The 22,760-nt window shown below is 62.0% G+C and carries 20 protein-coding genes and 1 rRNA gene; 13 read left to right on the top strand and 8 right to left on the bottom strand.

Annotated features, from left to right (window positions below; translation table 11 throughout):
• Window position 1: 1 nt before the first annotated feature.
• From HX786_RS15115 to HX786_RS15105, 3 genes are read left to right on the top strand one after another with little or no spacing between them, the layout of a single operon-like run.
• Entirely contained in the window at window positions 2-1,429 is a 1,428-nt protein-coding gene (locus HX786_RS15115) for an O-antigen ligase (RefSeq protein ID WP_102605378.1), read from the top strand.
• 2 nt (window positions 1,430-1,431) lie between these two features.
• Window positions 1,432-2,847 (top strand): murein biosynthesis integral membrane protein MurJ, encoded by a 1,416-nt coding sequence (gene murJ / locus HX786_RS15110; RefSeq protein ID WP_178912284.1) that lies wholly within the window; start codon window positions 1,432-1,434, stop codon window positions 2,845-2,847.
• A 36-nt stretch (window positions 2,848-2,883) separates the two neighbouring features.
• Window positions 2,884-3,927 carry an acyltransferase family protein gene (locus HX786_RS15105; protein WP_178912283.1) on the top strand — a complete coding sequence of 348 codons (1,044 nt, stop codon included), beginning with the start codon at window positions 2,884-2,886 and terminating at the stop codon, window positions 3,925-3,927.
• A 113-nt stretch (window positions 3,928-4,040) separates the two neighbouring features.
• On the opposite strand, the gene HX786_RS15100 is transcribed toward HX786_RS15105, so the two are convergent.
• Window positions 4,041-4,622 (bottom strand): DUF4174 domain-containing protein, encoded by a 582-nt coding sequence (locus HX786_RS15100; protein WP_003208227.1) that lies wholly within the window; start codon window positions 4,620-4,622, stop codon window positions 4,041-4,043.
• A 164-nt stretch (window positions 4,623-4,786) separates the two neighbouring features.
• Window positions 4,787-5,407, bottom strand: a complete 621-nt coding sequence (locus HX786_RS15095) for a glutathione S-transferase (protein ID WP_178912282.1) — start codon at window positions 5,405-5,407, stop codon at window positions 4,787-4,789.
• A 70-nt stretch (window positions 5,408-5,477) separates the two neighbouring features.
• Between HX786_RS15095 and HX786_RS15090 the strand changes: the two genes are divergently transcribed.
• Complete coding sequence (locus HX786_RS15090; protein ID WP_003208231.1) at window positions 5,478-5,693, top strand: AbrB/MazE/SpoVT family DNA-binding domain-containing protein; 216 nt, start codon at window positions 5,478-5,480, stop codon at window positions 5,691-5,693.
• Here HX786_RS15090 and HX786_RS15085 read toward each other — a convergent pair.
• Window positions 5,690-6,268 carry a GNAT family N-acetyltransferase gene (locus HX786_RS15085; RefSeq protein WP_008434573.1) on the bottom strand — a complete coding sequence of 193 codons (579 nt, stop codon included), beginning with the start codon at window positions 6,266-6,268 and terminating at the stop codon, window positions 5,690-5,692. The genes HX786_RS15090 and HX786_RS15085 overlap by 4 nt on opposite strands.
• Window positions 6,269-6,340: 72 nt before the next feature.
• The gene (locus HX786_RS15080) at window positions 6,341-8,698 is read right to left on the bottom strand and encodes a DNA polymerase II (RefSeq protein ID WP_102605361.1); all 2,358 of its coding nucleotides are present in this window, start codon (window positions 8,696-8,698) and stop codon (window positions 6,341-6,343) included.
• Window positions 8,699-8,928: 230 nt separating this feature from the next.
• Between HX786_RS15080 and HX786_RS15075 the strand changes: the two genes are divergently transcribed.
• The 8 genes from HX786_RS15075 to HX786_RS15045 all read left to right on the top strand — a co-directional run bounded on the left by HX786_RS15075 (window position 8,929) and on the right by HX786_RS15045 (window position 17,379).
• Window positions 8,929-11,163 (top strand): TonB-dependent siderophore receptor, encoded by a 2,235-nt coding sequence (locus HX786_RS15075; RefSeq protein WP_177009201.1) that lies wholly within the window; start codon window positions 8,929-8,931, stop codon window positions 11,161-11,163.
• A gap of 193 nt (window positions 11,164-11,356) precedes the next feature.
• Window positions 11,357-12,238 (top strand): LysR family transcriptional regulator, encoded by an 882-nt coding sequence (locus HX786_RS15070; RefSeq protein ID WP_003208237.1) that lies wholly within the window; start codon window positions 11,357-11,359, stop codon window positions 12,236-12,238.
• Window positions 12,239-12,358: 120 nt separating this feature from the next.
• Complete coding sequence (locus HX786_RS15065) at window positions 12,359-13,465, top strand: tartrate dehydrogenase (RefSeq protein WP_087695327.1); 1,107 nt, start codon at window positions 12,359-12,361, stop codon at window positions 13,463-13,465.
• Window positions 13,466-13,467: 2 nt separating this feature from the next.
• Window positions 13,468-14,916, top strand: a complete 1,449-nt coding sequence (locus HX786_RS15060) for an aldehyde dehydrogenase family protein (protein ID WP_177054828.1) — start codon at window positions 13,468-13,470, stop codon at window positions 14,914-14,916.
• Window positions 14,917-14,948: 32 nt separating this feature from the next.
• A complete protein-coding gene (locus HX786_RS15055; RefSeq protein ID WP_256735301.1) occupies window positions 14,949-15,449 on the top strand; it encodes an SDR family NAD(P)-dependent oxidoreductase in 501 nt (166 codons plus the stop codon).
• Entirely contained in the window at window positions 15,446-15,712 is a 267-nt protein-coding gene (locus tag HX786_RS31920) for an SDR family oxidoreductase (RefSeq protein WP_256735300.1), read from the top strand. The genes HX786_RS15055 and HX786_RS31920 overlap by 4 nt, the downstream gene beginning before the upstream one ends.
• 27 nt (window positions 15,713-15,739) lie before the next feature.
• Window positions 15,740-16,711 (top strand): cyclase family protein, encoded by a 972-nt coding sequence (locus HX786_RS15050; RefSeq protein WP_178912281.1) that lies wholly within the window; start codon window positions 15,740-15,742, stop codon window positions 16,709-16,711.
• A gap of 80 nt (window positions 16,712-16,791) precedes the next feature.
• On the top strand, window positions 16,792-17,379 hold the full coding sequence (locus tag HX786_RS15045; protein ID WP_102369595.1) for a hypothetical protein: 588 nt from the start codon (window positions 16,792-16,794) through the stop codon (window positions 17,377-17,379).
• A gap of 21 nt (window positions 17,380-17,400) precedes the next feature.
• Here HX786_RS15045 and HX786_RS15040 read toward each other — a convergent pair whose 3' ends face one another.
• The 3 genes from HX786_RS15040 to HX786_RS15030 all read right to left on the bottom strand — a co-directional run bounded on the left by HX786_RS15040 (window position 17,401) and on the right by HX786_RS15030 (window position 21,463).
• Window positions 17,401-17,868 carry an SRPBCC family protein gene (locus tag HX786_RS15040; RefSeq protein WP_178912280.1) on the bottom strand — a complete coding sequence of 156 codons (468 nt, stop codon included), beginning with the start codon at window positions 17,866-17,868 and terminating at the stop codon, window positions 17,401-17,403.
• A gap of 91 nt (window positions 17,869-17,959) precedes the next feature.
• Window positions 17,960-19,852 carry a penicillin-binding protein 2 gene (gene mrdA, locus HX786_RS15035; protein WP_134327049.1) on the bottom strand — a complete coding sequence of 631 codons (1,893 nt, stop codon included), beginning with the start codon at window positions 19,850-19,852 and terminating at the stop codon, window positions 17,960-17,962.
• Between the two features lie 195 nt (window positions 19,853-20,047).
• Window positions 20,048-21,463 (bottom strand): aldehyde dehydrogenase family protein, encoded by a 1,416-nt coding sequence (locus HX786_RS15030; RefSeq protein ID WP_178912279.1) that lies wholly within the window; start codon window positions 21,461-21,463, stop codon window positions 20,048-20,050.
• Between the two features lie 101 nt (window positions 21,464-21,564).
• Between HX786_RS15030 and HX786_RS15025 the strand changes: the two genes are divergently transcribed.
• Window positions 21,565-22,455 (top strand): LysR family transcriptional regulator, encoded by an 891-nt coding sequence (locus HX786_RS15025; RefSeq protein WP_178912278.1) that lies wholly within the window; start codon window positions 21,565-21,567, stop codon window positions 22,453-22,455.
• A gap of 102 nt (window positions 22,456-22,557) precedes the next feature.
• Here HX786_RS15025 and rrf read toward each other — a convergent pair.
• Window positions 22,558-22,673, bottom strand: a 5S ribosomal RNA gene (rrf, locus tag HX786_RS15020).
• Between the last annotated feature and the right edge of the window lie 87 nt (window positions 22,674-22,760).

Below are 22,760 nucleotides of genomic sequence, written 5' to 3'. Positions count from 1 at the left end.
AATCTCACTGGGTAGCCTCGTCGCCATCGTCTTCGGCCTGCTGTTTGGTGGGTTGATCCTGTTTCTTTCCCCGGTCAAGGCCGTGCTGGCAGTGATCGGCCTGGCCGCTGCCGTGACGATTCTGCGGTTCCCGTTCTGGGGACTGCTGCTGTTCGCCCTGGTGGCGACGTTCATGCCCTACTCCACCCTCAACCTGGGGATTCGCAGTACGGTCAGTGAGGCGCTGATCGCCCTGACCTGGGCGGCGGTGATCTGGCACGGTTTCCTCTCGCGCCTGCCGGCCGCCCCACCGCTGTCGCGGCGCCCTACCGACCGCATGTTGATGTGGCTGATGATCTTCACAGTGGTGCCATTTATCGTCGGCCAGGTCAGCATCACCGCCGAGGCCAGCGGCGTGGCGAACTGGTTGCGTTGGCTGCTGAACCTGTCGGTGCTGTTCCTCGCCGCCAAGCTGCTGGTTGAACAGAAGAACCGCGAAGCCCTGGTGATCGCCTTGTTGCTGGGCACACTGGCGATGCTGGTGATGTCCATCGGTGTATTTATCCGCTCGCGCTCGGCCTCGGGCATGTTGCCGATCCTGACCCTGATGAACTACGGCAGCCTCGACACCCTGTCCCTGGGCCTGGGTGCCATGGCCTCGCGGATGGGTTCGCCATGGATGCACCCGAATGCCACCGGCGGGATCATGGCGCTGCTGCTGCCATTGGCGTTCTGCTACGGCATCACCAACACCGGCTGGAAACGCGGTCTCGGCCTGGGCGTTGCCTGCCTGGGTGCGGCGGCCCTGCTGTTGGCCAGTAGCCGGGGGGCGATGGTCAGCCTGGCGCTGGTGCTGATCTGGATGGCGTCGCGGCGGGTGCCGTACACCGGGCGTTTGCTGATGATCGGCGTGGCGTTGGCGGCGGCGCTGGTAGTGTCGTATCCACCGCTGCAGGAACGCCTGGCGACGATCTTTTCGGCGCAGAACGCGAGTACGGAAGTGCGCTTTGACGAATACCGCATGTTCCCCCAGGCCGTGGCCAGTTACCCGCTGGGCATTGGCTTCAAGGTTGACCCTCCGGTGCCGGGTACGCACCTGCTGGGGATTTCCAACCTGTGGCTGAATTTCGTCTACAAGACCGGGGTGATCAGCATGCTGCTGTTTATCGCGGTGACCTGGCGCTGGTGGCGCGAGTCCCGTCCGGAAATCGGCCCGATCCGCCTGACCAAGGACAATGCGATCTGGCTGGGCAGCACGGCGGGGATTCTGTCGGCGCTGGTCAGCGGCTTTTTTGACCACTACTTCAGCTTCGCCCTGGTGATGATTGCGCTGTTCTGGCTGATGGTGGGGATCAACGTGCTGGAGGCGCGGCGGCTGTTTCCGGCGCGTCTGCCAAAGGTCAAGACCGTGGCGCATCGCAAGCCTGTGCTCGATAGCGTCGGGCCCTAGGCATGCTCGGATCGGCGTTCTGGTTGACCCTGGCAACCTTGCTGGGGCTGTGCCTCGGGTTTGCCCGTGAGTGGTTGCTGGTGGCGGCGTGGGGTGCGGGCGAGCGCAGCGATGCGTTCCTGATCGCGCTGTTCTTGCCCGAAGCGTTGCGCATGTCCCTGGCCGGCGGTGTGCTGAGTGCCGCCGCCCTGCCGCTGTACCTGCAACGCAAGGACGGCGAGCGCCTGGACTGGCTGGCGGTGTTGTTCCCGGCGCTGTTGCTAATCGCCCTGGTGACCAGCCTGCTGCTGACGTTGCTGGCGCCATGGCTGGTGCAGCTGCTCGGCCCGGGGCTGGCGGCGACGGCCACCAGCCTCGCCAGCAGCAACTTGCAGATTCTCGCCTGGAGTGTGCCGGGGCTGATGCTGCATGCGCTGTTCAGTATTCCGCTGCAGGCCAGCGAGCGCTTTGTGGTCGCGGGGCTCGGCTCGTTGCTGTTCAACCTGCCGCCGGTGACCTACCTCGCCCTCGCCGGCACCGCCACGCAACCGCACTCGCTGGCGTTGGCCTGCCTCACCGGCAGCCTGCTGATGCCCCTGGCGCTGTTGCCGTCGATGCTGCGCCTGGGCTGGCGGCCGTGGCGGCTGCGGGCTTCGACATTGGAATTGCGCGAGCTGGGCGCACGCATAGGCCCGCTGCTTTTAAGCAACGGTGCCAGCCAGGGTTTGGCGCTGATTGAACGGCTGGTGGCGTCCTTGCTGGGTGAAGGTGCGGTGACCTGGGTCAACCTGGCCCGCAAGCTGATGAACTTGCCGTTGATTGCCCTGATGAGCCTCAACCAGGTGCTGCTGGGCATGATGAGCCGGCGCCAGGGCGACGAGCGCCTGGCCCTGCTCAAGCGCGGCCTGGAAACCGCCAGCCTGCTGACCCTGCCCGCAGGCGTCGGCCTGGTGGCGGCGGCGCCGAGCCTGGTGGCGTTGCTGCTGCCGAAGCAGTCGGTGGATTCGCCGTTGCCGCTGCTGCTGGCCTGGTTTGCCGTGCCGCTGGTGTTCGGCGCCTGGAACGCCCTGCTGGCGCGTTATGCCTATGCCGCCGGCGACACCCGCCAGCCGCTGCGTTGCGAGTTGCTGGGCAGCCTGGTGAACGTGTTGCTGCTGGGTGTGCTGCCGTTTGTGTTTGGCCTGGCGGGTATCCCGCTGGCCGCCCTCGCCGGCGTGCTGTGCACGGCGTTGCTGCTGATGCAACGCCAGGCCTTGCTCGGCGCCCTGCCCTGGAAGGGGCACTGGTTGCTGAGTGGGCTGGTGATGAGCTTGGCGGCGTTGGTGTTGTTTCGGGTTCAAGGTATCTGGCTTCAGCTGGGGTTGAGCACCCTGGCGGGGGCCGTGGTGTTGCTGGGCATGGGCCTGTGGCTCAAGCCGTGGCGCAAGGCAGATTTATAGAGTGGGAGCAGTCAGGTGAAAAAACGCTGGATTCAAATGGATATTGCCAAGGGCATTGGCATCCTGATCATCGTGTTCGGGCACAGCTGGTTTGTCGCCAGTTCCCTGGACTTGCTGTACCCGCTGCTGGCGGTATTTATCCTGCCGTTGTTCTTCTTTCTCTCCGGGGTGTTCTTCAAGCCTGAACAACCCTTTGTCGAGATGGCGGTGCGCAAGGCCGATGCACTGCTCAAGCCGTTCTTCTTCACCATGCTGGTGTACATCCTGATCCGCGACCTGCTGCGCGGCCAGGCACTGCTGCCGGACATCGGCGGCGTGCTGTATGCCTCGGTGGACACCATTCCATGGCAGGCGCTGTGGTTCCTGCCGCACTTCTGGGTGGCGATTCTGTTCGGCTGGGTGATGTTGCGGCTGATGCAGCGCCTGGGCTTGTCGCTGGCCATGAGCTGCGTGGTGATCACCCTGCAATTGATGCTCGGGATCTGGACCCTGCCGTGGTTCTGGCAGGTACCGGTAACCGTCGGCGGGCAGACCTGGACGATGCCGGGGCTGCCGTTCAGCATTGATGTGACGTTGATCAGCAGTACCTATTTTATCTTTGGTTACTTGCTGCGGGACGTGCTGCGTCGCCACCAGAGTTCGTTGCTGACGCTACTGGGCGCCATGGCGTTGTTTGCGGTGGTGTTCATCTACAGCTGGGACACCATGGACCTGGCACAGCGGCGTTACGACCACTGGCTGTGGACCAGTTTGCTGGCGGTGATCGGCGTATATGTATGCTGGGCCCTGGCCGGGGTGATGATGGTCTCGGGGCTGCTGACGCGGGCGATGACGTACATCGGGCAGTCGACGTTGATTCTGTTGATCTTCCACGGGGAAATTCAACACAAGACGGTGGACTTGATGGAACGGTTCGGGCTGCATCCGCTGCTGTCGGCGAGCATCGGGCTGGTGGTGGCGGTGGTGGTGCCGTTGATGATCGGCGAAGTGATCAAGCGGGTAGCGTTCCTGCGGTTTTTCTACTTCCCCTTCCCGATACGCAAGGCACCGGCGGTGGCCGGTGAAAAGCCTGGAGTTTGAGGCGTGATGTGGGAGCTGTCGAGCTTTAGCGAGGCTGCGATGGCATCACCGCGGTGTGCCTGAATTACCGAGGTGATGCTATCGCAGGCAAGCCAGCTCCCACAGAAAAACGCTCAATCATCCAGTGCCGGTTGTGGCGCTGGATGCTTGGTGTTTTTGCCCGCCTTGGCTCCAGGCTTGCCTGCTGCAGGGGCAGCGGGCTCAGGTTCGGCCGGGGCGGCAAGGTCCTTTTCAGCCTGGGGCATCTGATCAATCGCGCTGAAGAAATCCGCCAGGCTGAGGGTGTCGGGTGGCACGGTCTTCTCGAGTTTTTTCTCGCCGTCCTTGCCCACCAGGATCACCTTGGTACCACTGCCGGCGCCCAGCTTGAGTGCGCGGATCAGCGCGTTGGTTTCCGGCGGCGCGAGCTTCTTGTTGTCCTTCGCGTCCTTGGCGAACTTCTCGCCTTCAGCGCCGATGCTGCCAAAGGACACGGTGTACAACACCATGTTGCGCTCTTCAAAGGACTGCTTGTTGGCAGGCTCGTCCAGCTGTTTCTTGAGGGTGGCCAACGTCGGGTTGCCGGAGTCGAGCTCCACCACCACCAACGGACGGGACTTGCCCAGGTCCTGCTTGAGCGGATTGAGATCATCCGCGGCCAACAGCGGCCCCGTAAAAGCCATCAGGGTAGCCAGGGTCAGCGACCGGATGAGCATGCACACCTCCTTTGAATTCCATGCAGGGTTCTTGAGTTTCATGTCTGCGACAGTCAAATTCAAGGATGATTCCTACAACAACTTCAGAAAGCGTAGGTCAGGACGCCCGCGACGCAAGGCGTTTAGCCACCTTACGCCTCATTGTTTCTTTTGATTGCGGATGCTCACGACGGCCAATGCCGGGCAAATACCGGCGCTACGTTTGGGTGGGCATCCACCTGCGCCAGCACCCGGGCAAACTCAGGCCGCGACTGGTGCAGCGCGTCCCGCCCGCCTGCCCAACGCGACACCGCCGCAGCCATGATCGCCAGTGCATTCGGAACCTGCGCCGGGGTGGACAGTTGCTCGGCAAATTGATCGGCAAACACTTCCCAGGCCCCATGCAGGCGGCGACGGGTGCCGCTGATCAGCTGTTCATGCTGCTGCGCATCGGGGCTGTCGGTCCAGCGTTCCGGATAGTCGATGATGCCAATCGCCGAGTAACAGTTGGCGGCGATGTACACCAGGCCGCGAATGACTTGGGCGGGCTCCTCGGGCAGCAGCCCTGAGGCGGGAAACTGCAGGCCCAGGTGAATCAGGATCGCCGCGCTTTCCGTCAACACGCTGCCATTGGGCAGTTGCAGGGTAGGGATTTGCTTGAGCGGGTTGATCCGCGCCAACGCCTCGTTGCCCACGCGGTCTTCCCAGGAGCAGGCGTCGACCTGGCACCACTCGACACCGCAACGCTGCAGGGCAATTTCGATGATGCACGAGCCGGTGCCTTGGGTTCCGTAAAGGGTGTACACAGTGCCAAGCCTCCTGACAGTGGATTGAGGTGTTAGGCTAGGCCGTTCATTCGTTCAACGGGAAGCCATCATGCACAGCAAACGCGTCACGATCGAAGACTGGGACGGCGACGGCGCCATCCGCCTGCCAGACGAAGCCTTGCAGGAACTGGGGCTGGATGTGGGCGACACGCTGTACATCGTCGAGACCTATGTGGGCACGCAAAAAGGCTTTGTGCTGTCGACCACGCCGAAAATTGCCGACCGGATGGATGAGTTGGTGGAAGAGCTGAGCCATAAGCCCTAGCGAGCCAGCCTGGCTTGCAACCCCGCCTTCACCTGTGGCCATTCCGGATCAATGATGCTGAAGCGCACCGAGTTGCGCTTGCGGCCATCGGGCATGATGCGCTCGTGGCGCACGATCCCTTCCTGTACCGCGCCGAGGCGCAGGATCGCGGCCCGGGATTTTTCGTTGAGTTCATCGGTGGTGAACTGCACCCGCACGCACTCCATCACTTCAAACGCGTGGGTCAGCAGCAACAGCTTGGCCTCGGTGTTGACCCCGGATTTCTGCACCGACTGGCTGATAAACGTGTGGCCGATCTCCAGCTTGCGATTGACCCGGTCGACCTTCCAGAACCGGGTGCTGCCCACCACTTCACCGGTGTCGCGGCGCACGATGACAAACGGCATCACGGTGCCTGCCTCACGCCCGGCCAGGGCAATGTCCACGTACTTTTCGACGGTGTCGGGCCCCGGCACGTTGGTCACCTTGAGGTTCCACAACTGCCCGTCGGCAGCAGCCTGTACCAGGGCGGTGGCGTGTTCGCGTTGCAGGGGCCGGAGTTCGACCGTGGTGCCGGTCAGGGTGATTTCAGTCATGGGAGGGCTGCGCTGTCTGGTGGTCGTCAGTGGCCAAGATTGCAGGCTCTCGCCACCTCAAGGCAAGCCGTTTCAGAACAAGCCCATCTGGCCGCCCACCAGGGTGCCGAAGTCATCGTTTACAAACGGCAGGATCGCGTCCGCCACCGGTTGCAGTTGCCGGGTGACGTAGTGGTCGTAGTCGATCGGTGCCTGGCGCACTTCCAGCGGTTCGGGGCCGTTGACGCTGATCACGTAGCTGATCCAGCCACCGTTCTGGTACTGGCGCGGGCGGCCCTGGCGGTCGTTGTATTCGTCGGCCAGCCGCGCGGCGCGCACGTGGGGCGGTACGTTGCGCTCGTAGTCACCCAGTTGCCGGCGCAGGCGCTTGCGGTAGATCAGCAGGTCGTCGAGCTCGCCGCTCAAGGTGCGACGTACGTAGTCGCGCACATAATCCTGGTGGGGCTGGCGGTGGAAGATGCGCTGGTAGAGTTCCTGCTGGAATTGCCGGGCCAGGGGCGACCAGTCGCTGCGTACGGTTTCCAGGCCCTTGTAGACCATTTCTTCGCTGCCGTCGGCACGGGTGACCAGCCCGGCGTAGCGCTTTTTGCTGCCCTCTTCCGCACCACGAATGGTCGGCATCAGGAAGCGGCTGAAGTGGGTTTCGTATTGCAGTTCCAGGGCGCTTTGCAGGCCGAACTCATTCTGCAGGCGCTCGCGCCACCAGGTGTTGACGTGCTGCACCAGGTCCAGGCCGATGCGCGTCGCGTCTTCCTGGGAATGGGGGCTGCCGAGCCAGACAAAAGTCGAGTCGGTATCGCCGTAGATCACCTCATAACCCCGGGCTTCGACCAGCTCGCGGGTCTGGCGCATGATCTGGTGGCCGCGCAGGGTGATGGACGATGCAAGTCGCGTGTCGAAGAAGCGGCAACCACTGGATCCGAGTACGCCGTAGAAGGCGTTCATGATGATCTTCAGCGCCTGTGACAGCGGCGCGTTGTGTTCGCGCTTGGCCACTTCGCGGCCCTCGGAAACCCGCGCGACAATCGACGGCAGGCAATGCCGGGTGCGGGAAAACCGCGCACCGCGAAAGCCTTCCACCGACTCGCTGTCTTCGGGGTGACGCAGGCCTTCGATCAGGCCCACCGGGTCGATCAGAAAGCTGCGGATGATCGACGGGTAGAGGCTTTTGTAGTCAAGCACCAGCACCGACTCGTAGAGGCCCGGGCGCGAATCCATGACAAACCCGCCGGGGCTGGCCTGGGGTGGTTTGTCTCCCAGGTTCGGCGCGACGAAACCCTGGCGGTGCATCAGCGGCATGTACAGGTGCGTGAACGCTGCCACCGAACCGCCGTTGCGGTCTGCCGGCAAGCCGGTGACGCTGGCTCGTTCGAGGAGGAATTTCAGCAGCTCAGTCTTCTCGAAAATCCGCGTGACCAGCTCGCAGTCCTTGAGGTTGTAGCGTGCCAGCGCGGGCTTGTCCTCGGCGAACATGCGGTTGATTTCGTCCATGCGCTGGTACGGCGTGGAGATCGATTTACCTTCACCGAGCAAGGTCTGGGCGACGTTTTCCAGGCTGAAGGATTCGAAACTCCAGGTGGCCGAGCGCAAGGCTTCGATGCCATCGATGATCAACCGCCCGGCCGCTGCCGCGAAGTAGTGATTGCGGCTGCCGTGCTCGCGCCAGCCCATGGCATCACCGCCACGGCCAAGCAGCAGCGGCACGTTCAGGCGTTGCGCATGTTCGTGCAGCACGCGCAGGTCGAACTGCACCAGGTTCCAGCCGATGATCGCGTCGGGGTCATGGGTGGCGAGCCACACATTCAGGCGTTCGAGGAGTTCGGCGCGGGTGTCGCAGTAGTCGAGCTTGAAGTCCACCGCATCGGTGTTGTTGGGCGGGCCGAGCATGTACACCTGGCGCTCGCCGCAACCTTCCAGAGCGATGGAATACAGGTCGCCCTGGGCGGTGGTCTCGATGTCCAGCGACACCAGCTTGAGGGGCGGGCGGTAATCCGGCGCGGGTTTCATCTGCGCCTCCACCAGCATGCCGCCCTCGCCCGCTTTGCCGCCGAACAACACCGGCGCGGTGATGAAGCGCTCCATCATGTAGCGATCGGGCGGGCGCACATCGCCTTCGTAGACGTCGATGCCGGCTCGACGCAGGCGCTTTTCCAGGTCCATCAATTGGCGATGCTGTTTGGTGTAGAGGCCCAGCACCGGGCGATGGTGGAAGTCGCAGAGCGCCAGGTCACGCAACTCGATACCGCGCTCGCCCTTGAGCTGCAGCTCGGCGGGCTTGCGATGGGCTTGCGGGATGAACATCACGGAGGTCTGCACCGGCAAGCGCACGAACCTGGGGCCTTGATCGGTAGCCAGCCAAAAGCTGACCTCCGTGCCCGCCGGGGTGTCGCGCCAATGCCGGGTCAGGACAAACCCCTGCTGTAAATCCACCTTGCCACACCTCAAGAATCACTTTCAGGGCGTGATTCTACTCGGCCTGTGCCACGGCGCGGCGATTTAACCGAAATGGCCTACGTATACGGAGAGAGTAATCTCACAAACTTGTTGCAGAACATTAATGACAATTACTATCATTCGCACCGGAGTCGTATCCGCGCAGCGAGGACGCGCAACGTTGTTGCCCTTTTCCTCACATTGACGGTTCGCCGTCAGGATCGACCATGCCCACTTCCACCCGTTTGGCTGTGCCGTTTCGCCCTACCCTGCTCGCCCTTTGCTGCTCCCTGAGCCTCGCCGCTCACGCCGCCACTCCAGAAACCCCGCAGGATGCGAACAACAGTCAGGACGGCAAGGCTCTGGAACTGGGTGCTACCACCATCAGCGCCGACGCGGCCACGCCCAACGCCCTGCCCCCGGTGTACGCCGGCGGCCAGGTCGCCCGCGGCGGGCAACTGGGGGTACTGGGCAACCAGGACATCATGGACGTGCCCTTCAGCATGTCTTCCTACACCGAAAAATTGATCCGTGACCAGCAGGCCGAGAACGTCGGCGATGTGCTGCTCAACGATTCGTCCGTGCGCCAGGCGTCGGGGTACGCGAACCAGGCCCAGGCCTTTGTGATCCGTGGCCTGCCGCTGAACGGCGATGACATTTCGTTCAACGGTCTGTACGGCATCCTGCCGCGCCAGATCATGTCCACCGACGCCCTGGAGCGGGTTGAAGTGTTCAAGGGCCCCAACGCCTTTATCAACGGCGTGACGCCCGGCGGCTCCGGGATTGGCGGCGGTGTGAACCTGCAACCCAAGCGCGCCGATGATGTGCCGTTGCGGCGTTTCAGCACCGACATCAGCAGCGATGGCCGGGTCGGCGAGCACCTGGATATCGGGCAACGTTTTGGCGAGGACAATCGTTTTGGCGCACGGGTGAATATTTCCCAGCGTGAAGGCGACACCGGGATCGATGACGAAAGCCAGCGTTCGAAGCTGTTTGCGGTTGGTCTGGACTATCGCGGTGATGCGCTGCGTTTGTCGGGAGACTTTGTCTACTCGAAACAGCAGATCAATGGCGGGCGCAACACCGTGTTGCTCGGCCAGAACCTGACCCATATCCCCAACGCGCCTTCGGCCGACACCAACTACGCGCCGAGCTGGGGCACCAGCAGCCTGGAAGACACTTTCGGCATGTTGCGCGCCGAGTACGATCTGAATGACAACTGGACCGCCTACATCGCGGGCGGCGCCAAGCACACCAACGAGATTGGCCGTTACTCCTCGGTCACGTTGAATGACACCCTGGGCAATGCCACCGTCAGCGGCTCGCGCATCGCCCACCAGGAAGACAACACCAGCCTGATGGCGGGCTTGAATGGCAAGTTCCAGACCGGCGCTGTCAGCCACAAACTGAACTTCGGGTTGACCGGAATCTGGGCCCAGACGCGCAACGCCTATGACTTCGACCTCAACGGCCACGCCAGCAATATCTATAACCCGGTGGACGTTGCCGAACCGGTCAAGGGCAGTTTCGTCGGCGGCGACCTGAACGATCCGGGCATCACCGCCAAGACCTTCGCCCGCAGTGCAGCGGTCTCGGACACCCTGGGCTTTATGGATGATCGCTTGCTGGTGACCGCCGGGTTGCGCCGCCAGGAACTGGTGGTCCAAGGGTATGCCTACGGGTCGGGCCCACGTAACGCCGATTACGACAAGTCGATCACCACACCGGTGTACGGCCTGGTGTTCAAGCCGTGGGACCACGTGTCGTTCTATGCCAACCATATCGAAGGCTTGGCCCAGGGCCCGACCGCACCTCAGAACGCCGGCACCGCACCCATTACTAACGCCGGCCAGGCCTATGCCCCGGCGCGCTCGAAACAGACCGAAGCCGGGGTCAAGCTCGACATGGGTACCTATGGCGCAACCCTGGGTGTGTATCGCATCGAGCAACCAACCGACGGTTACTCACAACTCAGCGCCGACGGCTTGAGCGCCACCTATGTTCGCCAGGGCGAGCAAGTCAACAAAGGCGTTGAGCTCAACGTGTTCGGTGAACCGATCGCCGGCCTGCGCCTGCTGGGCGGCGCAACCATCATCCACACCGAAGTCCACGGCACCCAGAACGGCGCCAACGACGGCAACCGCGCCATCGGCGTACCGACCTTCCAACTGAATGCCGGCGTGGACTGGGATGTACCAGGCCTGCAAGGCGTGACAGTCAACGGCCGGATGCTGCGCACCGGCGGCCAATATGCCGACGCGGCCAACAACCTCAGCCTGCCCGCCTGGAACCGCTTCGACGTGGGCGCCCGCTACACCTTCAAGGTGGAACAGCGTGACGTCACCCTCGGCGCCACTGTGGAGAACGTCGCCAATACCAAGTACTGGGAATCGGCACTCGGCGGCTACCTGACCCAAGGTGACCCGCGCGTGGCCAAGCTGTCGGCCAGTATCGACTTCTAACCCAGTAAATCGGGGAGCTGGCTTGCTTGCGATGGAAGCACCGGGGTGTATCAGATGCATCCCGGTGATGCTATCGCAGGCAAGCCAGCTCCTACAGAAAGCAGATCTGCCTGCACCCGGGTTGTTTGCCGGACATTGGACAGCCGAACGCCAACTGCGTAGTTTCCCAACCACTGCGCACAAGGACCCCGGCATGTCCCCCGACCTCACTTCCATCGAGCTGTTCCTCAAGGCGGTCAAGCTGGGCAACCTGTCCCGGGCGGCCGAGCAATCCCATCTCTCCCTCTCTGCCGCCAGCCGACGCCTGTCGCTGCTGGAGCAGCACTTCAAGGTCGCCCTGCTGACCCGCACCTCCACCGGCGTTTCACCGACGGCAGCCGGGGAAGTATTGGCCCAGCATGCACAATCGATCCTGCGGGCCGTGGACGGCATGCACGCCGATCTCGCCGATTACGCCAAGGGCGCCACCGGCCGGGTTTGCCTGTACGCCAACAGTTCGGCAATGAGCCAGGAACTGCCGCGCCAACTGACCCAGTGGAACACCTTGCACCCGGGCATCCGCCTGGATATTCGCGAGGAGCGCAGCCGGGAGATCCTCCAGGCCGTGCGCGAGGGCGTGGCGGATGTCGGTATCGTCACCACCCGCCCCAGCGAAGAGCTGCGGTTCGAGCCCTACTGCCAGGACCGCCTGTGCCTGCTCGTGCCCAATGACCACCCACTGAAAATGCGCCATGCGCGCTTCGAGGATTTGCTCGGCTACGACTTCGTCGGCCTGGAAGACAACGCCGCCATCACCCCGTTGATTACCGAGGCCGCCGCGGCGATCGGCATGCCGTTGCGGCTGCGGGTGCAGGTGCGCAGTTTCGAAGCAGTGTGCCGCTTGATCGCCGCCGGCCAGGGTGTGGGCGTGTTGCCACAGGGCGCGGTGCAGATCTTCCGCAAGGAGATGGCCTTGCGCTTTATCGAAATCGACGACAGCTGGGCCGACCGGCAGATGTACCTGTGCATGCGCAAGGAACAGCCGTCACTGACGAGCCTGGCACTGTTCGACTACCTGAGCGCCAACCCTGCGTAAACCTTTGGCCTTCGAATTTTGCGAAGGCCGATTCCACAATTAGCAATTCCCCTGTTGTCACAGCTGTGCCAAGAATGCCCCCGCCAGACCTTCCTATAAAAACAAGACAGGAGACACGGCGTGTCCCAATCCCACACCCGCCCCACCCACCGCATCGCCGTGATTCCCGGCGACGGCATCGGCCGCGAAGTGGTGCCCGAAGGCCTGCGGGTACTGGACGCTGTCAGCCGGCGCTTCGGTATTCACTTTCACTTCGACCACTTTGCCTGGTGCAGCGAACACTACCTGGCCCACGGCACGATGATGCCCGACGACTGGGCCGAACAGATCGGCAGCCATGACGCGATCTTCTTCGGCGCGGTGGGTGCGCCCGACATCATTGCCGACCACACTGCGGTGTGGGAGTCGCTGCTGAAGATCCGCCGCCAGTTCGATCAATACGTGAATATCCGCCCGGTGCGCCTGATGCCCGGCGTGCCCTGCCCGCTGGCCGGCCGCGTGCCGGGGGACATCGACTTTATCGTGGTGCGGGAAAATACCGAGGGCGAATACTCCAGCGTTGGCGGCCGCATGTGGGAAGGCACGGCGCGGGAAATCGCAGTGCAGGAGTCGATCTTCTCCCGCGAAGGCGTGGACCGCGTGGTGGACTACGCCTTCAAACTGGCGCAACAGCGGCCGCGGAAAAACCTGGTGGCGGCGACCAAATCCAATGGTATCTCGATCACCATGCCGTTCTGGGACGAGCGGGTTAACGAAATTGCCCGGCGCTACCCGGACGTGAAGACCGCCAAGTTCCACATCGACATTCTGTGCGCGCACTTCGTGCAGCATCCCGACTGGTTCGATGTGGTGGTGGCCTCCAACCTGTTCGGCGACATCCTTTCCGACCTCGGCCCGGCGTGCACCGGCACCATCGGCATCGCGCCGTCGGCCAACCTCAATCCCGAGCGGCGCTACCCGTCGCTGTTCGAGCCGGTGCACGGTTCCGCGCCGGATATTGCCGGGCTCGGTGTCGCCAATCCCATCGGGCAGATCTGGTCGGCCGCGCTGATGATCGAGCACCTGGGCGACGGTGATCCGTTTTATCAGGAAGCGGCGGCAGCCATCGTGTCCGCCATCGAAACGGTGCTTGCCGAAGGCCCGCGCACCCGGGAAATGGGCGGCAGCGCCAGCACTGTCGAAGTGGGTCGCGCCATCGCCGAATGCGTCGCAGGGAACAGGAGCTGAACATGACCAACGCACATTACATCGCCAACCAATGGCTGGCGTCGACCTCGCTGGAAGACATTCCGGTGATCGACCCCAGCACCGGCGATACCTATTCGAGCATCGCCCGTGGCACGGCCGCCGATATCGAGGCGGCGATCAGCGCGGCGCGCCTGGCACTCGGCGAAACCTTCGACGGCCCGTGGGGCAGGTTGTCTGCCGTGGAGCGCAGCCGTTTGCTGGCCAAGCTCGGCGTGGCGGTGCTGGAACATCATGAAGAGCTGGCGCAGATCGAGGCGCGGGACACCGGCAAGGCGCTGAAAGTCGCCCGCGCCGATGCCACCGCCCTTGCCCGCTATTTCGAATACTACGCGGGTGCCGCCGACAAACTGCACGGCGAAACCCTACCGTACCAGGCGGGCTACACGGTGTTGACGGTGCGCGAACCCCACGGGGTGACCGGGCATATCATCCCGTGGAATTACCCGATGCAGATTTTCGGGCGCAGCGTCGGCGCCTCGTTGGCGGCGGGCAATGCGTGCGTGGTCAAGCCGGCGGAAGATGCCAGCCTGTCGTTGCTGCGCCTGGCGGAAATCGCTGCCGAGGTTGGTTTTCCAGCCGGCGCGATCAACGTAGTCACCGGTTACGGCTACGAAGCCGGCGCGGCGTTGTGTGCACACCCGGGCATCGATCACATTTCGTTCACCGGCTCCACCGCCACCGGTACTGCCGTGTCGAAAGCCGCTGCCGAACGCCACTGCCCGGTCACCCTGGAGTTGGGCGGCAAGTCGCCGCAACTGGTGTTCGCCGATGCCGACCTGGATGAAGCGTTGCCGGTGCTGGTCAACGCCATCATTCAGAACTGCGGGCAAACCTGCTCCGCCGGCAGCCGTTTGCTGGTGGAACGCAGCATTTACGAAACCCTGCTCGCACGCCTCAGCCAACGTTTCAGCGAACTGCGCGCCGGGCCTTCGGCGCTGGACCTGGACATGGGCCCGCTGATCAATCAGAAGCAGCTGCGCCTGGTGCGCGAGTTTATTCGTCAAGCCGAACAGGAAGGGATCACCGTCGCCGCGCGCGGAACGGTGGTGGCCGAGGCCGGCAGCGGCGGGTATTTCCAGGAGGCGGTGCTGTTTCGCGATGTGCCGCCTGACAGTCGCCTGGCGCAACAGGAAGTGTTCGGCCCGGTGCTGGCCGTGATGCCCTTCGACGATGAAGCCGAAGCGATTCGCCTGGCCAACGGCACCGAGTTCGGCCTGGTGGCCGGCGTGTGGACCCGCGATGGCGCACGGCAAATGCGCCTGGCGCGCACCCTGCGTTGTGGCCAGGTGTTCATCAATAACTACGGCGCCGGTGGCGGAGTTGAATTGCCATTCGGCGGCGTGAAGGCCAGCGGGTATGGACGGGAAAAAGGCTTCGAGGCGCTGCTGGGCTTTACCACCTTGAAGACCATTGCGATCAAACACGGTTGATTCCTCACAACAACAAGAACGGAGAACACACCATGCGTTTAGCCAATAAAGTCGCGATCGTCACCGGCGCCGGCTCGGGGTTTGGCGAGGGCATCGCCAAGACATTTGCCCGCCAGGGCGCCAAGGTCATCGTTGCGGACATGAACGCCGTGGGCGGTCAGCGGGTGGTCAATGAAATCGCCGAAAGCGGCGGCCATGCGCATTTCATCGAGGTCAACGTGGCCAACGATGAAAGCATGGGCGCCCTGCTGCGTGGCACTTTGGAGCAGTTCGGCGGCCTGGATATCGTCATCAACAACGCCGGTACCACCCACCGCAACCGGCCGATGCTGGAAGTCGACGAAGCCGAATTCGACCGGGTGTTTGCGGTCAACGTCAAAAGCATCTTCTTGAGCGCCAAGCATTTTGTGCCGCATTTTCGCGGCCAGGGCGGCGGCGTGTTCGTCAATATTGCCTCGACGGCGGCGATCCGCCCGCGTCCGGGACTGGTCTGGTCTGGTATAACGGCAGCAAGGGCGCAGTGGTGGTCATGAGCAAGACCATGGCGGCGGAGCTGGGGCCGGACAATATCCGCGTCAACTGCGTGAACCCGGTAGTGGGTGCCACGGCGTTGCTCAGCGAATTCATGGGCGTGCCGGACACCCCGGAAAACCGCCAGAAATTCATGGCGACCATTCCCCTGGGGCGCTTTTCCACCCCGCAAGATGTGGCCAACGCCTGCCTGTACCTGGCGTCGGACGAAGCGGCGTTCATCACCGGCACTTGCCTTGAAGTCGATGGCGGGCGCTGCGTGTAACTCACTTTCACAGGGACCGGAATTGCTATGTGTGATCTTCATAATAAGAACGAGCCGAACACCCGCGAATTGCTTGAAGGCCTGCCAAAGAACTGGGGTAAATGGGGCCCGGACGACGAAGTCGGCGCCCTCAATTACCTGACTGAAGCCGAAGTACTGCGGGGCGTGGCCTCGGTGCGCCAGGGCAAGACCTTTACCCTGCAAGTGCAGATCGGCCACCCCGACGGCGACCCGATGTGGCCGGCGCGCAACCCGTCGATGCGCTTCAATACCCTCGACCACAGCCATTACCACTTCGGCAAACAACCGCACATGACCGGTGGTGCGGCGTATTCCGACGACGTGATCTTCATGCAGCTGCAAGGCTCGACCCAATACGACGCCCTCGGCCACGCCTGGTACGACAATCAACTGTGGAACGGCTACGACGCCCAGACCACCGTTGGCGGCATCGCCAAGGCCAGCGTGCTGGCGATTGCCGAACGCGGCGTGGTGGGCCGTGCGGTGCTGATCGACATGGCCCGCCATCGCGGCAAGAAGTGCCTGGGCCGGGGCGAAACCTTCAACCACCTGGACCTGCTCGACGCCGCCAAAGCCCAGGGCGTGACCATTGAAAAACGTGACATCCTGATCATCCGCACCGGGTCCATGGGGGCGTTTTATGAGCTGGGCAAGACCGAGTTCTTCAAGGACCTGATGGAGCCGGGGCTGACCTACAGCCGGGAGCTGGTGGAGTGGTTCCACGAGATGGAAATCCCCAACCTGGTGACCGACACCATCGCCAACGAAGTGATCACCGACCCGGTGTCCGGGGTGCAGATTCCGCTGCATTGCGCGCTGATGCGCAACCTGGGGATCGCCTTCACCGAAATCGTGTTGCTGGAGGAACTGGCCGCCGATTGTGCGGACGACGGCCAGTGGAAATTCCTCTACACCGCCGCCCCGCTGAAGATTGTCGGGGGCAGTGGCGCACCGGTGAATCCGGTGGTGATCAAGTAGCCGTTCCGTCTCAGTGGCGAATTTGCGAATCGCGAACGCGCCACTAGACTCAAGGCTCCTCTCACATGGAAGTCCACTCAATGAATGTATTGCGCCCTCTTCGCCAGGCAATTGCCCTGGCAACCCTGCTGTCTGCTGGTGCCCTGACGGCACATGCTGCCGATATCCCGTTGTCCAAGTCGCTGGAAGCCGATGAGGTGACCACCAAGGTGCTGGAGGTGGATGCCGCCAACCATCAGGTGGTGCTCGAAGGTGCCGAAGGCCGCAAGGTGCATGTGCAGCTCAGCGACCAGGCCAAGGACCTGGGCAATCTCAAGGCAGGTGATCAGGTCAAGGTGCTGGTGACCCATTCGGTCGCCGCCGTGCTGGACACCGACATCGACAAGAGCGCACCGGACGCCACCGAGAAGACTGGCGTCTTGCGCGCCACCGCGGATAACCCGAACCCGGGCGGTGCGGCCTTCCGCCAGGTACAGGTGCAGTTGAAGATCACCCACATTGACCTGGCGAAAAACCAGGTAACCCTGGAAAACCCGGCGGGCCAGAGCAAAGTGCTGACCGTGGAGAAACCGGAAATTCGCGCCGGCCTCAAAGACCTCAAGGTCGGCCAAAGCGTGTTGGTGACCTACACCGATACCCTGGAAATCAGCACCGCCCACGAAGGGTGATGAATGCGGCGCCCCATCAGCTCACGGCTGATGGGATTTCGCCAGATAGTCTTCGATGTTGTTCATCTGATCATCCCAGCCTCGGGAGTTCTTCTTGTAGGCCTTCTGGCGGCGAACGTCCGGGATCCCGTCAAAACCTGACTCCATCACGCGCAACAAGATGCCTTCGGCGTGATCCTCGAGGGTGAACTCCACCAGCGTTGGGGTTTCCGCGTCGTAATCCACATCCTTGTCTACGGCGTAGGGATGCCAGCTGAAAGAGAACCGTGTCTGTGGTTCAAGCCGCTCGATCCTTGCCTTCCACACCACGTGCTCGTAACCGGGATAGGTGATCGGGGCTTCAATGGCCCGGCCCTGGGCAAACTGTTTGCCCTTGAGGGCGATGCCAAACCAGCTGCCGAATTGCTCGGCGTCGGTCAGTGCTTCCCAGACCCGTTGGCGTGGAGCGTTGAGCAGGACTTTACGTTTGATTTCATTTGATTCGTGCATGAGACACCTCCTGTATTGACAGTAGGCGACATCGACCAATGCGCAACCTTTGAAAAGGGATAGGGCATGACGGTGTCATGCCCTTGTGGCGTCAAACGTGGGGATCACCCGGTGCCTTGCTGGGGGTCGCGTATTGCGGCTTCAAGTGGCCTTCCTGATCGAGCAGCCAGGCGTCCATGATCTGGCGCACCACCGGCCCCGCCACTCGGCCACCGGCCTCGCCGTTTTCGATCATCACCGAAATCACGATCCGCGGGTGCTCCGCCGGGGCAAAGCCGACGAACAAGGCGTTGTCGCGGTTGCGCTCCAGGGTCTTGAGACGGTTGTAACGCTCGCCCTGCTTGATCGCCACTACCTGCGCAGTACCAGACTTGCCAGCAATCCGGTACTGCGCACCGGCTGCAGCCGCCCGGGCGATACCGCGTGGATCGTGCATTACCAATTGCATGCCGTGGTTGACCTGCTCCCAGTCGCGTGGGTCTTTGAGCACCACGTTGGGCATCGGGTTTTCATCCACCGGCGGCACGCCATTGATGGTCTTGGCCAGGTGCGGTCGGTTCCACACGCCCTTGTTGGCGATCAGCGCAGTGGCCTGGGCCAGCTGCAACGGGGTGACCTGCATGTAACCCTGGCCGATGCCGAGGATCACGGTTTCACCCGGGAACCAAGGCTGGCGCCGGGTAGCGCGCTTCCAGGCTTGGGACGGCATCAGGCCGGCTGACTCTTCGAACATGTCGAGGGAGACTTTCTGGCCAAGGCCGAACTCGGCCAGGTAGTCGTGCAGGCGGTCGATACCCAGCTTGTGGGCCAGGTCGTAGAAGTAGGTGTCGTTGGAGCGCATGATCGCTGCGTCCATGTCCACCCAACCATCGCCGCTGTGGTTCCAGTTGCGGTATTTGTGGTCGAAATCCGGGAGTTGGTAATAGCCCGGGTCGAACACCCGGGTCTGGGCGGTAACCACGCCGCTGTCGAGGCCAGCGATGGCGACTTCCGGCTTGATCGTCGAACCCGGCGCGTAGAGCCCGCGCAGCACGCGGTTGAACAGCGGACGGTCGAGGGAGTCGTGCAGCGCGGCGTATTCCTTGAAGCTGATGCCGGTGACAAACAGGTTCGGGTCGAAACTTGGCTTGCTGACCATCGCAAGCACTTCGCCAGTTGCCGGGTCGAGAGCAACTACCGAACCACGGCGGTCGCCGAGGGCTTCTTCGGCAGCTTCCTGGAGTTTGACGTCCAGGCTCAGCACGATGTTTTTGCCGGGGATCGGGTCGGTGTGCTTGAGCACCCGCAGGACGCGGCCCTGGGCGTTGGTTTCAACCTCTTCATAGCCGACGTGGCCATGCAACTCGGACTCGTAGAAACGCTCGATCCCGGTTTTACCAATGGACTGGGTGCCCCGGTACTCCACTGAGTCGAGGGCTTTGGATTCTTTTTCGTTGATCCGGCCTACGTAGCCAATGGAGTGGGCAAAGTGCGCACCCAGCGGATAATGGCGGACGAATTGCGGCTCGACATCCACGCCCGGCAGGCGGAATTCGTTGACGGCCAGCACGGCGATCTGCTCTTCGGTCAGCTCGTAGAACAGGGTGACGGGCACGAAGGGATGACGGGCTTGCTTGAGCGCCTTATCAAATACGCCACGGTCCTCGGCGGGCAAATGCAGGAGGCTGACGATAGCGTCCAGCTCTCCTTTGAGATCGGTGGTGCGCTCGCGGGTGATGGTCAGGTTGTAGCTGGGACGGTTGTCGGCAAGTACTACGCCGTTGCGGTCATAGATCAGGCCGCGGGTCGGTGTGATCGGCAGGACGTGGACGCGATTGTTTTCGGAAATGGTGGAGTGGTAGTCGTACTGCACCACCTGCAGGAAGTACATCCGACCTACCAGGGCGCAGGTAATGCCGATTACCAGCAGCGCGCAGGCCAGCAGCCGCTTGTTGACCAGGCGGTTTTCTTTTTCGTGATCCTTGATCGGTATTGGTTCAGGCATTTCTACAGCATCTCGTTGAATAAGGTCGACGCCGCTTCCTGCGGAGGAAAAATCAGTCCTTGTGAAAATGTGCTGCACCATACCAAAAATGCAGAAACACTTTGCATCGATTTCCCTGAACGGTGTGCTAATGGAGCCTGTTCATGCACTTTGGTTTGAGCCGTTGACCTTATTCATGCGTTTTTATGCTGACGATCAGCTCAGGATCGACTTGGGCTCCAGGAAGGCTTCGAGGCCGAATGTGCCGTACTCGCGGCCGATACCCGATTGCTTGAAGCCACCAAACGGCGCAAGAGGTTCATGGGCCAGGGTATTGATCAGCACTCGGCCAGCGTCTATACGGCTGGCCAGCCTGCGGGCGCGTTCGGGATTTGAAGACAGGATGTATGCCTGGAGGCCGTAGGGTGTGTCGTTGGCGATGGTCAGGGCCTCTTCCTCGGTTGCGTAGGTAATGATCGAGAGCACTGGGCCGAAAATCTCCTCGCGGGCGATGGCCATTTGGTTGGTCGCCCGGCTGAATACGGTTGGTTTTACGAACCACCCGGCTTTGATGCCCTCAGGCAAACCGCGACCTCCTGCCAATAGGTGGGCGCCCTCCTCGATCCCGATCTGAATGTAGCGCTGTACGCGCTCCCACTGTTTTTGGCTGACCATGGGGCCGACCGCAGTGGCTGGGTCACGAGGGTCGCCGGCTTGCACGTTGCCCACCTCGTCGATCATCAGCGCTTCGATTTCTTCCAAACGACTTTCGGGTACCAGGATTCGAGTGCCGGCGATACAGGCCTGGCCGCTGTTCATGAAACCGGCCTGAAGGGCCATGGGCACGGCCGTCTTGAGGTCCGCATCATCGAGAATCAGCACCGGTGATTTGCCGCCCAGCTCTAGGGTCACGCGCTTCAGGGTCTCGGCGCCGGTCCGCAGGATTGTTTTGCCGACAGCGGTTGAACCGGTGAAGGACACTTTTGCGATGTCGGGATGGGCGCTCAACACGGCGCCTACGGTTTCGCCACGGCCAGTGACGATGTTGAATACACCGGGAGGCAAGCCAGCTTCATGAAGCGCGCGGGTGACTAGCGAGGTCTGGATTGCGCTCATTTCACTGGGTTTGATCACGGCGGTACAGCCGGCGGCCAACGCCGCAGCGAGCTTGCCGCAGATAAAACCGGCGTTGCTGTTCCAGGGTGTGATCAAGCCGGCCACACCCAGCGGCTGCATGACCACCTCGGCGATGCCAATGCGTCGGGAGAAGTTGTAGTTCTCCAGTACTGAAGCGGCATCTTGCAGGACGCTGGCTGCATGCCTGGCCATCCACCGCGCACGGGATATTGGGGCGCCGTACTCCTCGATAATCGCGTCGGTAAGTGCGTCTTCAATGGATTCAACTGCGGCGTGAAGGCGTTTGAGATAGTCGATGCGCACATCTTTAGAGCTATGGGAGAACTCGGTAAAAGCTCGCTTGGCGGCAGCGATGGCATCCAGGGCGTCTTGTTCATTTGCCAATCGAACCTGGCCGATACGCTGGCCTGTTGCAGGGTTGAACAGGTCAAAAAGCTCTTCGCCATGGGGCGTCACAAAGGCGCCGTTGATGTAAATCTGGTTGATGTATTGCATAGGTCCTCCGGGACGCTGAGCTAGTGCGTCCTACGGTAAGTCACTATGATTAAGCTGATAAGCCGTACAAATCGGCATGAGTTGATGAGCGATTCAGGACAATGAATACATCCGGGCTGAATGAGTTGGAAGCGGTGCTGGCAGTGGCTCGGCATCGCAGTTTTCGTGCAGCGGCGACCGAGTTGAATGTGTCGACATCGGCGTTGAGCCACTCTATCGCGGGGCTTGAAGCGCGGATGGGGGTGAGGCTGTTCAATCGCACCACGCGCAGCGTGTCGTTATCTGAAGTGGGCGCGAAGTTTGTCGAAACCATTACCCCTGCACTGTTGAGCATTCGCACGGCCTTGGAACAGGCAGGAAATCGCAGCGCGGAACCCAGCGGTACCTTGCGCCTGAATACCTCGGCGGGGGCGGCAAAGCAGGTGATGCCGTTGCTGCTGGAGTATCTGCGACGTTATCCACGGATGAAATTGGATATCGTCACTGAGGGGCGGCTGGTGGATATCGTCGCGCAGGGGTTTGATGCGGGGATTCGGCTCGGGGGTACGGTTCCTCAAGACATGATCGCAGTCGATATCAGTCCGGCCCAGCGTTTTTCGGTATTGGGCAGCCCGGACTATTTTGCTCTCAACCCAGTTCCCGTCAGTCCCATGGATCTGCGGGCCCATCAGTGTATTCGCAGCCGGATGCCCAGCGGGGCGATCTATCATTGGGAGTTTGAGCGACATGGCGAAGCGCTTGCTGTCGAGGTGCAAGGGGTTTTGACCCTGGATAATCCGACTCTGATGCTTGAGGCTGCCAGGGCGGGACTAGGCTTGACCTATCTTACGGAATGGAATGCCGCTGCCGATTTAGCGAACGGGACGTTAGTGCGCGTACTGGAGGAATGGACGCCGTCTTTTGACTGCTTGCGCCTCTATTACCCAGGTAGGCGCCATGTGCCGGCCGGGTTAAGGGCACTGATTGAGTTGATCAGGGAGCAAGGCTTTTAACCAGGCTGGATCTTTTTTACGGCCAACAGCTCTCTCCCCGTTTTCCGACCGCCCAAAACAAAACCCCTGATTGCGTTAGCAATCAGGGGTTCTGGAATTTAATCTTGACGATGACCTACTCTCACATGGGGAAACCCCACACTACCATCGGCGATGCATCGTTTCACTGCTGAGTTCGGGATGGGATCAGGTGGTTCCAATGCTCTATGGTCGTCAAGAAATTCGGGTACTGAGTCGTGGCCAACTGGCCTCGCTTCAGCAAATTGGGTATGTGATAGCCAGGTGTTTGCAAGATCTCGAACTTT

Origin of the sequence: Pseudomonas sp. 21615526 (assembly GCF_013386245.1) — a bacterium.
In the GTDB taxonomy this organism is placed as follows: Bacteria; Pseudomonadota; Gammaproteobacteria; order Pseudomonadales; family Pseudomonadaceae; genus Aquipseudomonas.
Note: the sequence above shows the minus strand (reverse complement) of the source record. Positions and strands in the feature narration are given on the sequence as shown.

What these genes read in the sequence shown, in the direction of transcription:
- murJ (WP_178912284.1), top strand. Translation starts at nt 1,432, where the DNA reads ATGCTCGGATCGGCGTTCTGGTTGACCCTGGCAACCTTGCTGGGGCTG.
- HX786_RS15105 (WP_178912283.1), top strand. Translation starts at nt 2,884, where the DNA reads ATGGATATTGCCAAGGGCATTGGCATCCTGATCATCGTGTTCGGGCAC.
- HX786_RS15100 (WP_003208227.1), bottom strand. Translation starts at nt 4,622, where the DNA reads ATGCTCATCCGGTCGCTGACCCTGGCTACCCTGATGGCTTTTACGGGG.
- HX786_RS15090 (WP_003208231.1), top strand. Translation starts at nt 5,478, where the DNA reads ATGCACAGCAAACGCGTCACGATCGAAGACTGGGACGGCGACGGCGCC.
- HX786_RS15085 (WP_008434573.1), bottom strand. Translation starts at nt 6,268, where the DNA reads ATGACTGAAATCACCCTGACCGGCACCACGGTCGAACTCCGGCCCCTG.
- HX786_RS15075 (WP_177009201.1), top strand. Translation starts at nt 8,929, where the DNA reads ATGCCCACTTCCACCCGTTTGGCTGTGCCGTTTCGCCCTACCCTGCTC.
- HX786_RS15070 (WP_003208237.1), top strand. Translation starts at nt 11,357, where the DNA reads ATGTCCCCCGACCTCACTTCCATCGAGCTGTTCCTCAAGGCGGTCAAG.
- HX786_RS15060 (WP_177054828.1), top strand. Translation starts at nt 13,468, where the DNA reads ATGACCAACGCACATTACATCGCCAACCAATGGCTGGCGTCGACCTCG.
- HX786_RS15055 (WP_256735301.1), top strand. Translation starts at nt 14,949, where the DNA reads ATGCGTTTAGCCAATAAAGTCGCGATCGTCACCGGCGCCGGCTCGGGG.
- HX786_RS31920 (WP_256735300.1), top strand. Translation starts at nt 15,446, where the DNA reads ATGAGCAAGACCATGGCGGCGGAGCTGGGGCCGGACAATATCCGCGTC.
- HX786_RS15050 (WP_178912281.1), top strand. Translation starts at nt 15,740, where the DNA reads ATGTGTGATCTTCATAATAAGAACGAGCCGAACACCCGCGAATTGCTT.
- HX786_RS15045 (WP_102369595.1), top strand. Translation starts at nt 16,792, where the DNA reads ATGAATGTATTGCGCCCTCTTCGCCAGGCAATTGCCCTGGCAACCCTG.
- HX786_RS15040 (WP_178912280.1), bottom strand. Translation starts at nt 17,868, where the DNA reads ATGCACGAATCAAATGAAATCAAACGTAAAGTCCTGCTCAACGCTCCA.
- mrdA (WP_134327049.1), bottom strand. Translation starts at nt 19,852, where the DNA reads ATGCCTGAACCAATACCGATCAAGGATCACGAAAAAGAAAACCGCCTG.
- HX786_RS15030 (WP_178912279.1), bottom strand. Translation starts at nt 21,463, where the DNA reads ATGCAATACATCAACCAGATTTACATCAACGGCGCCTTTGTGACGCCC.
- HX786_RS15025 (WP_178912278.1), top strand. Translation starts at nt 21,565, where the DNA reads ATGAATACATCCGGGCTGAATGAGTTGGAAGCGGTGCTGGCAGTGGCT.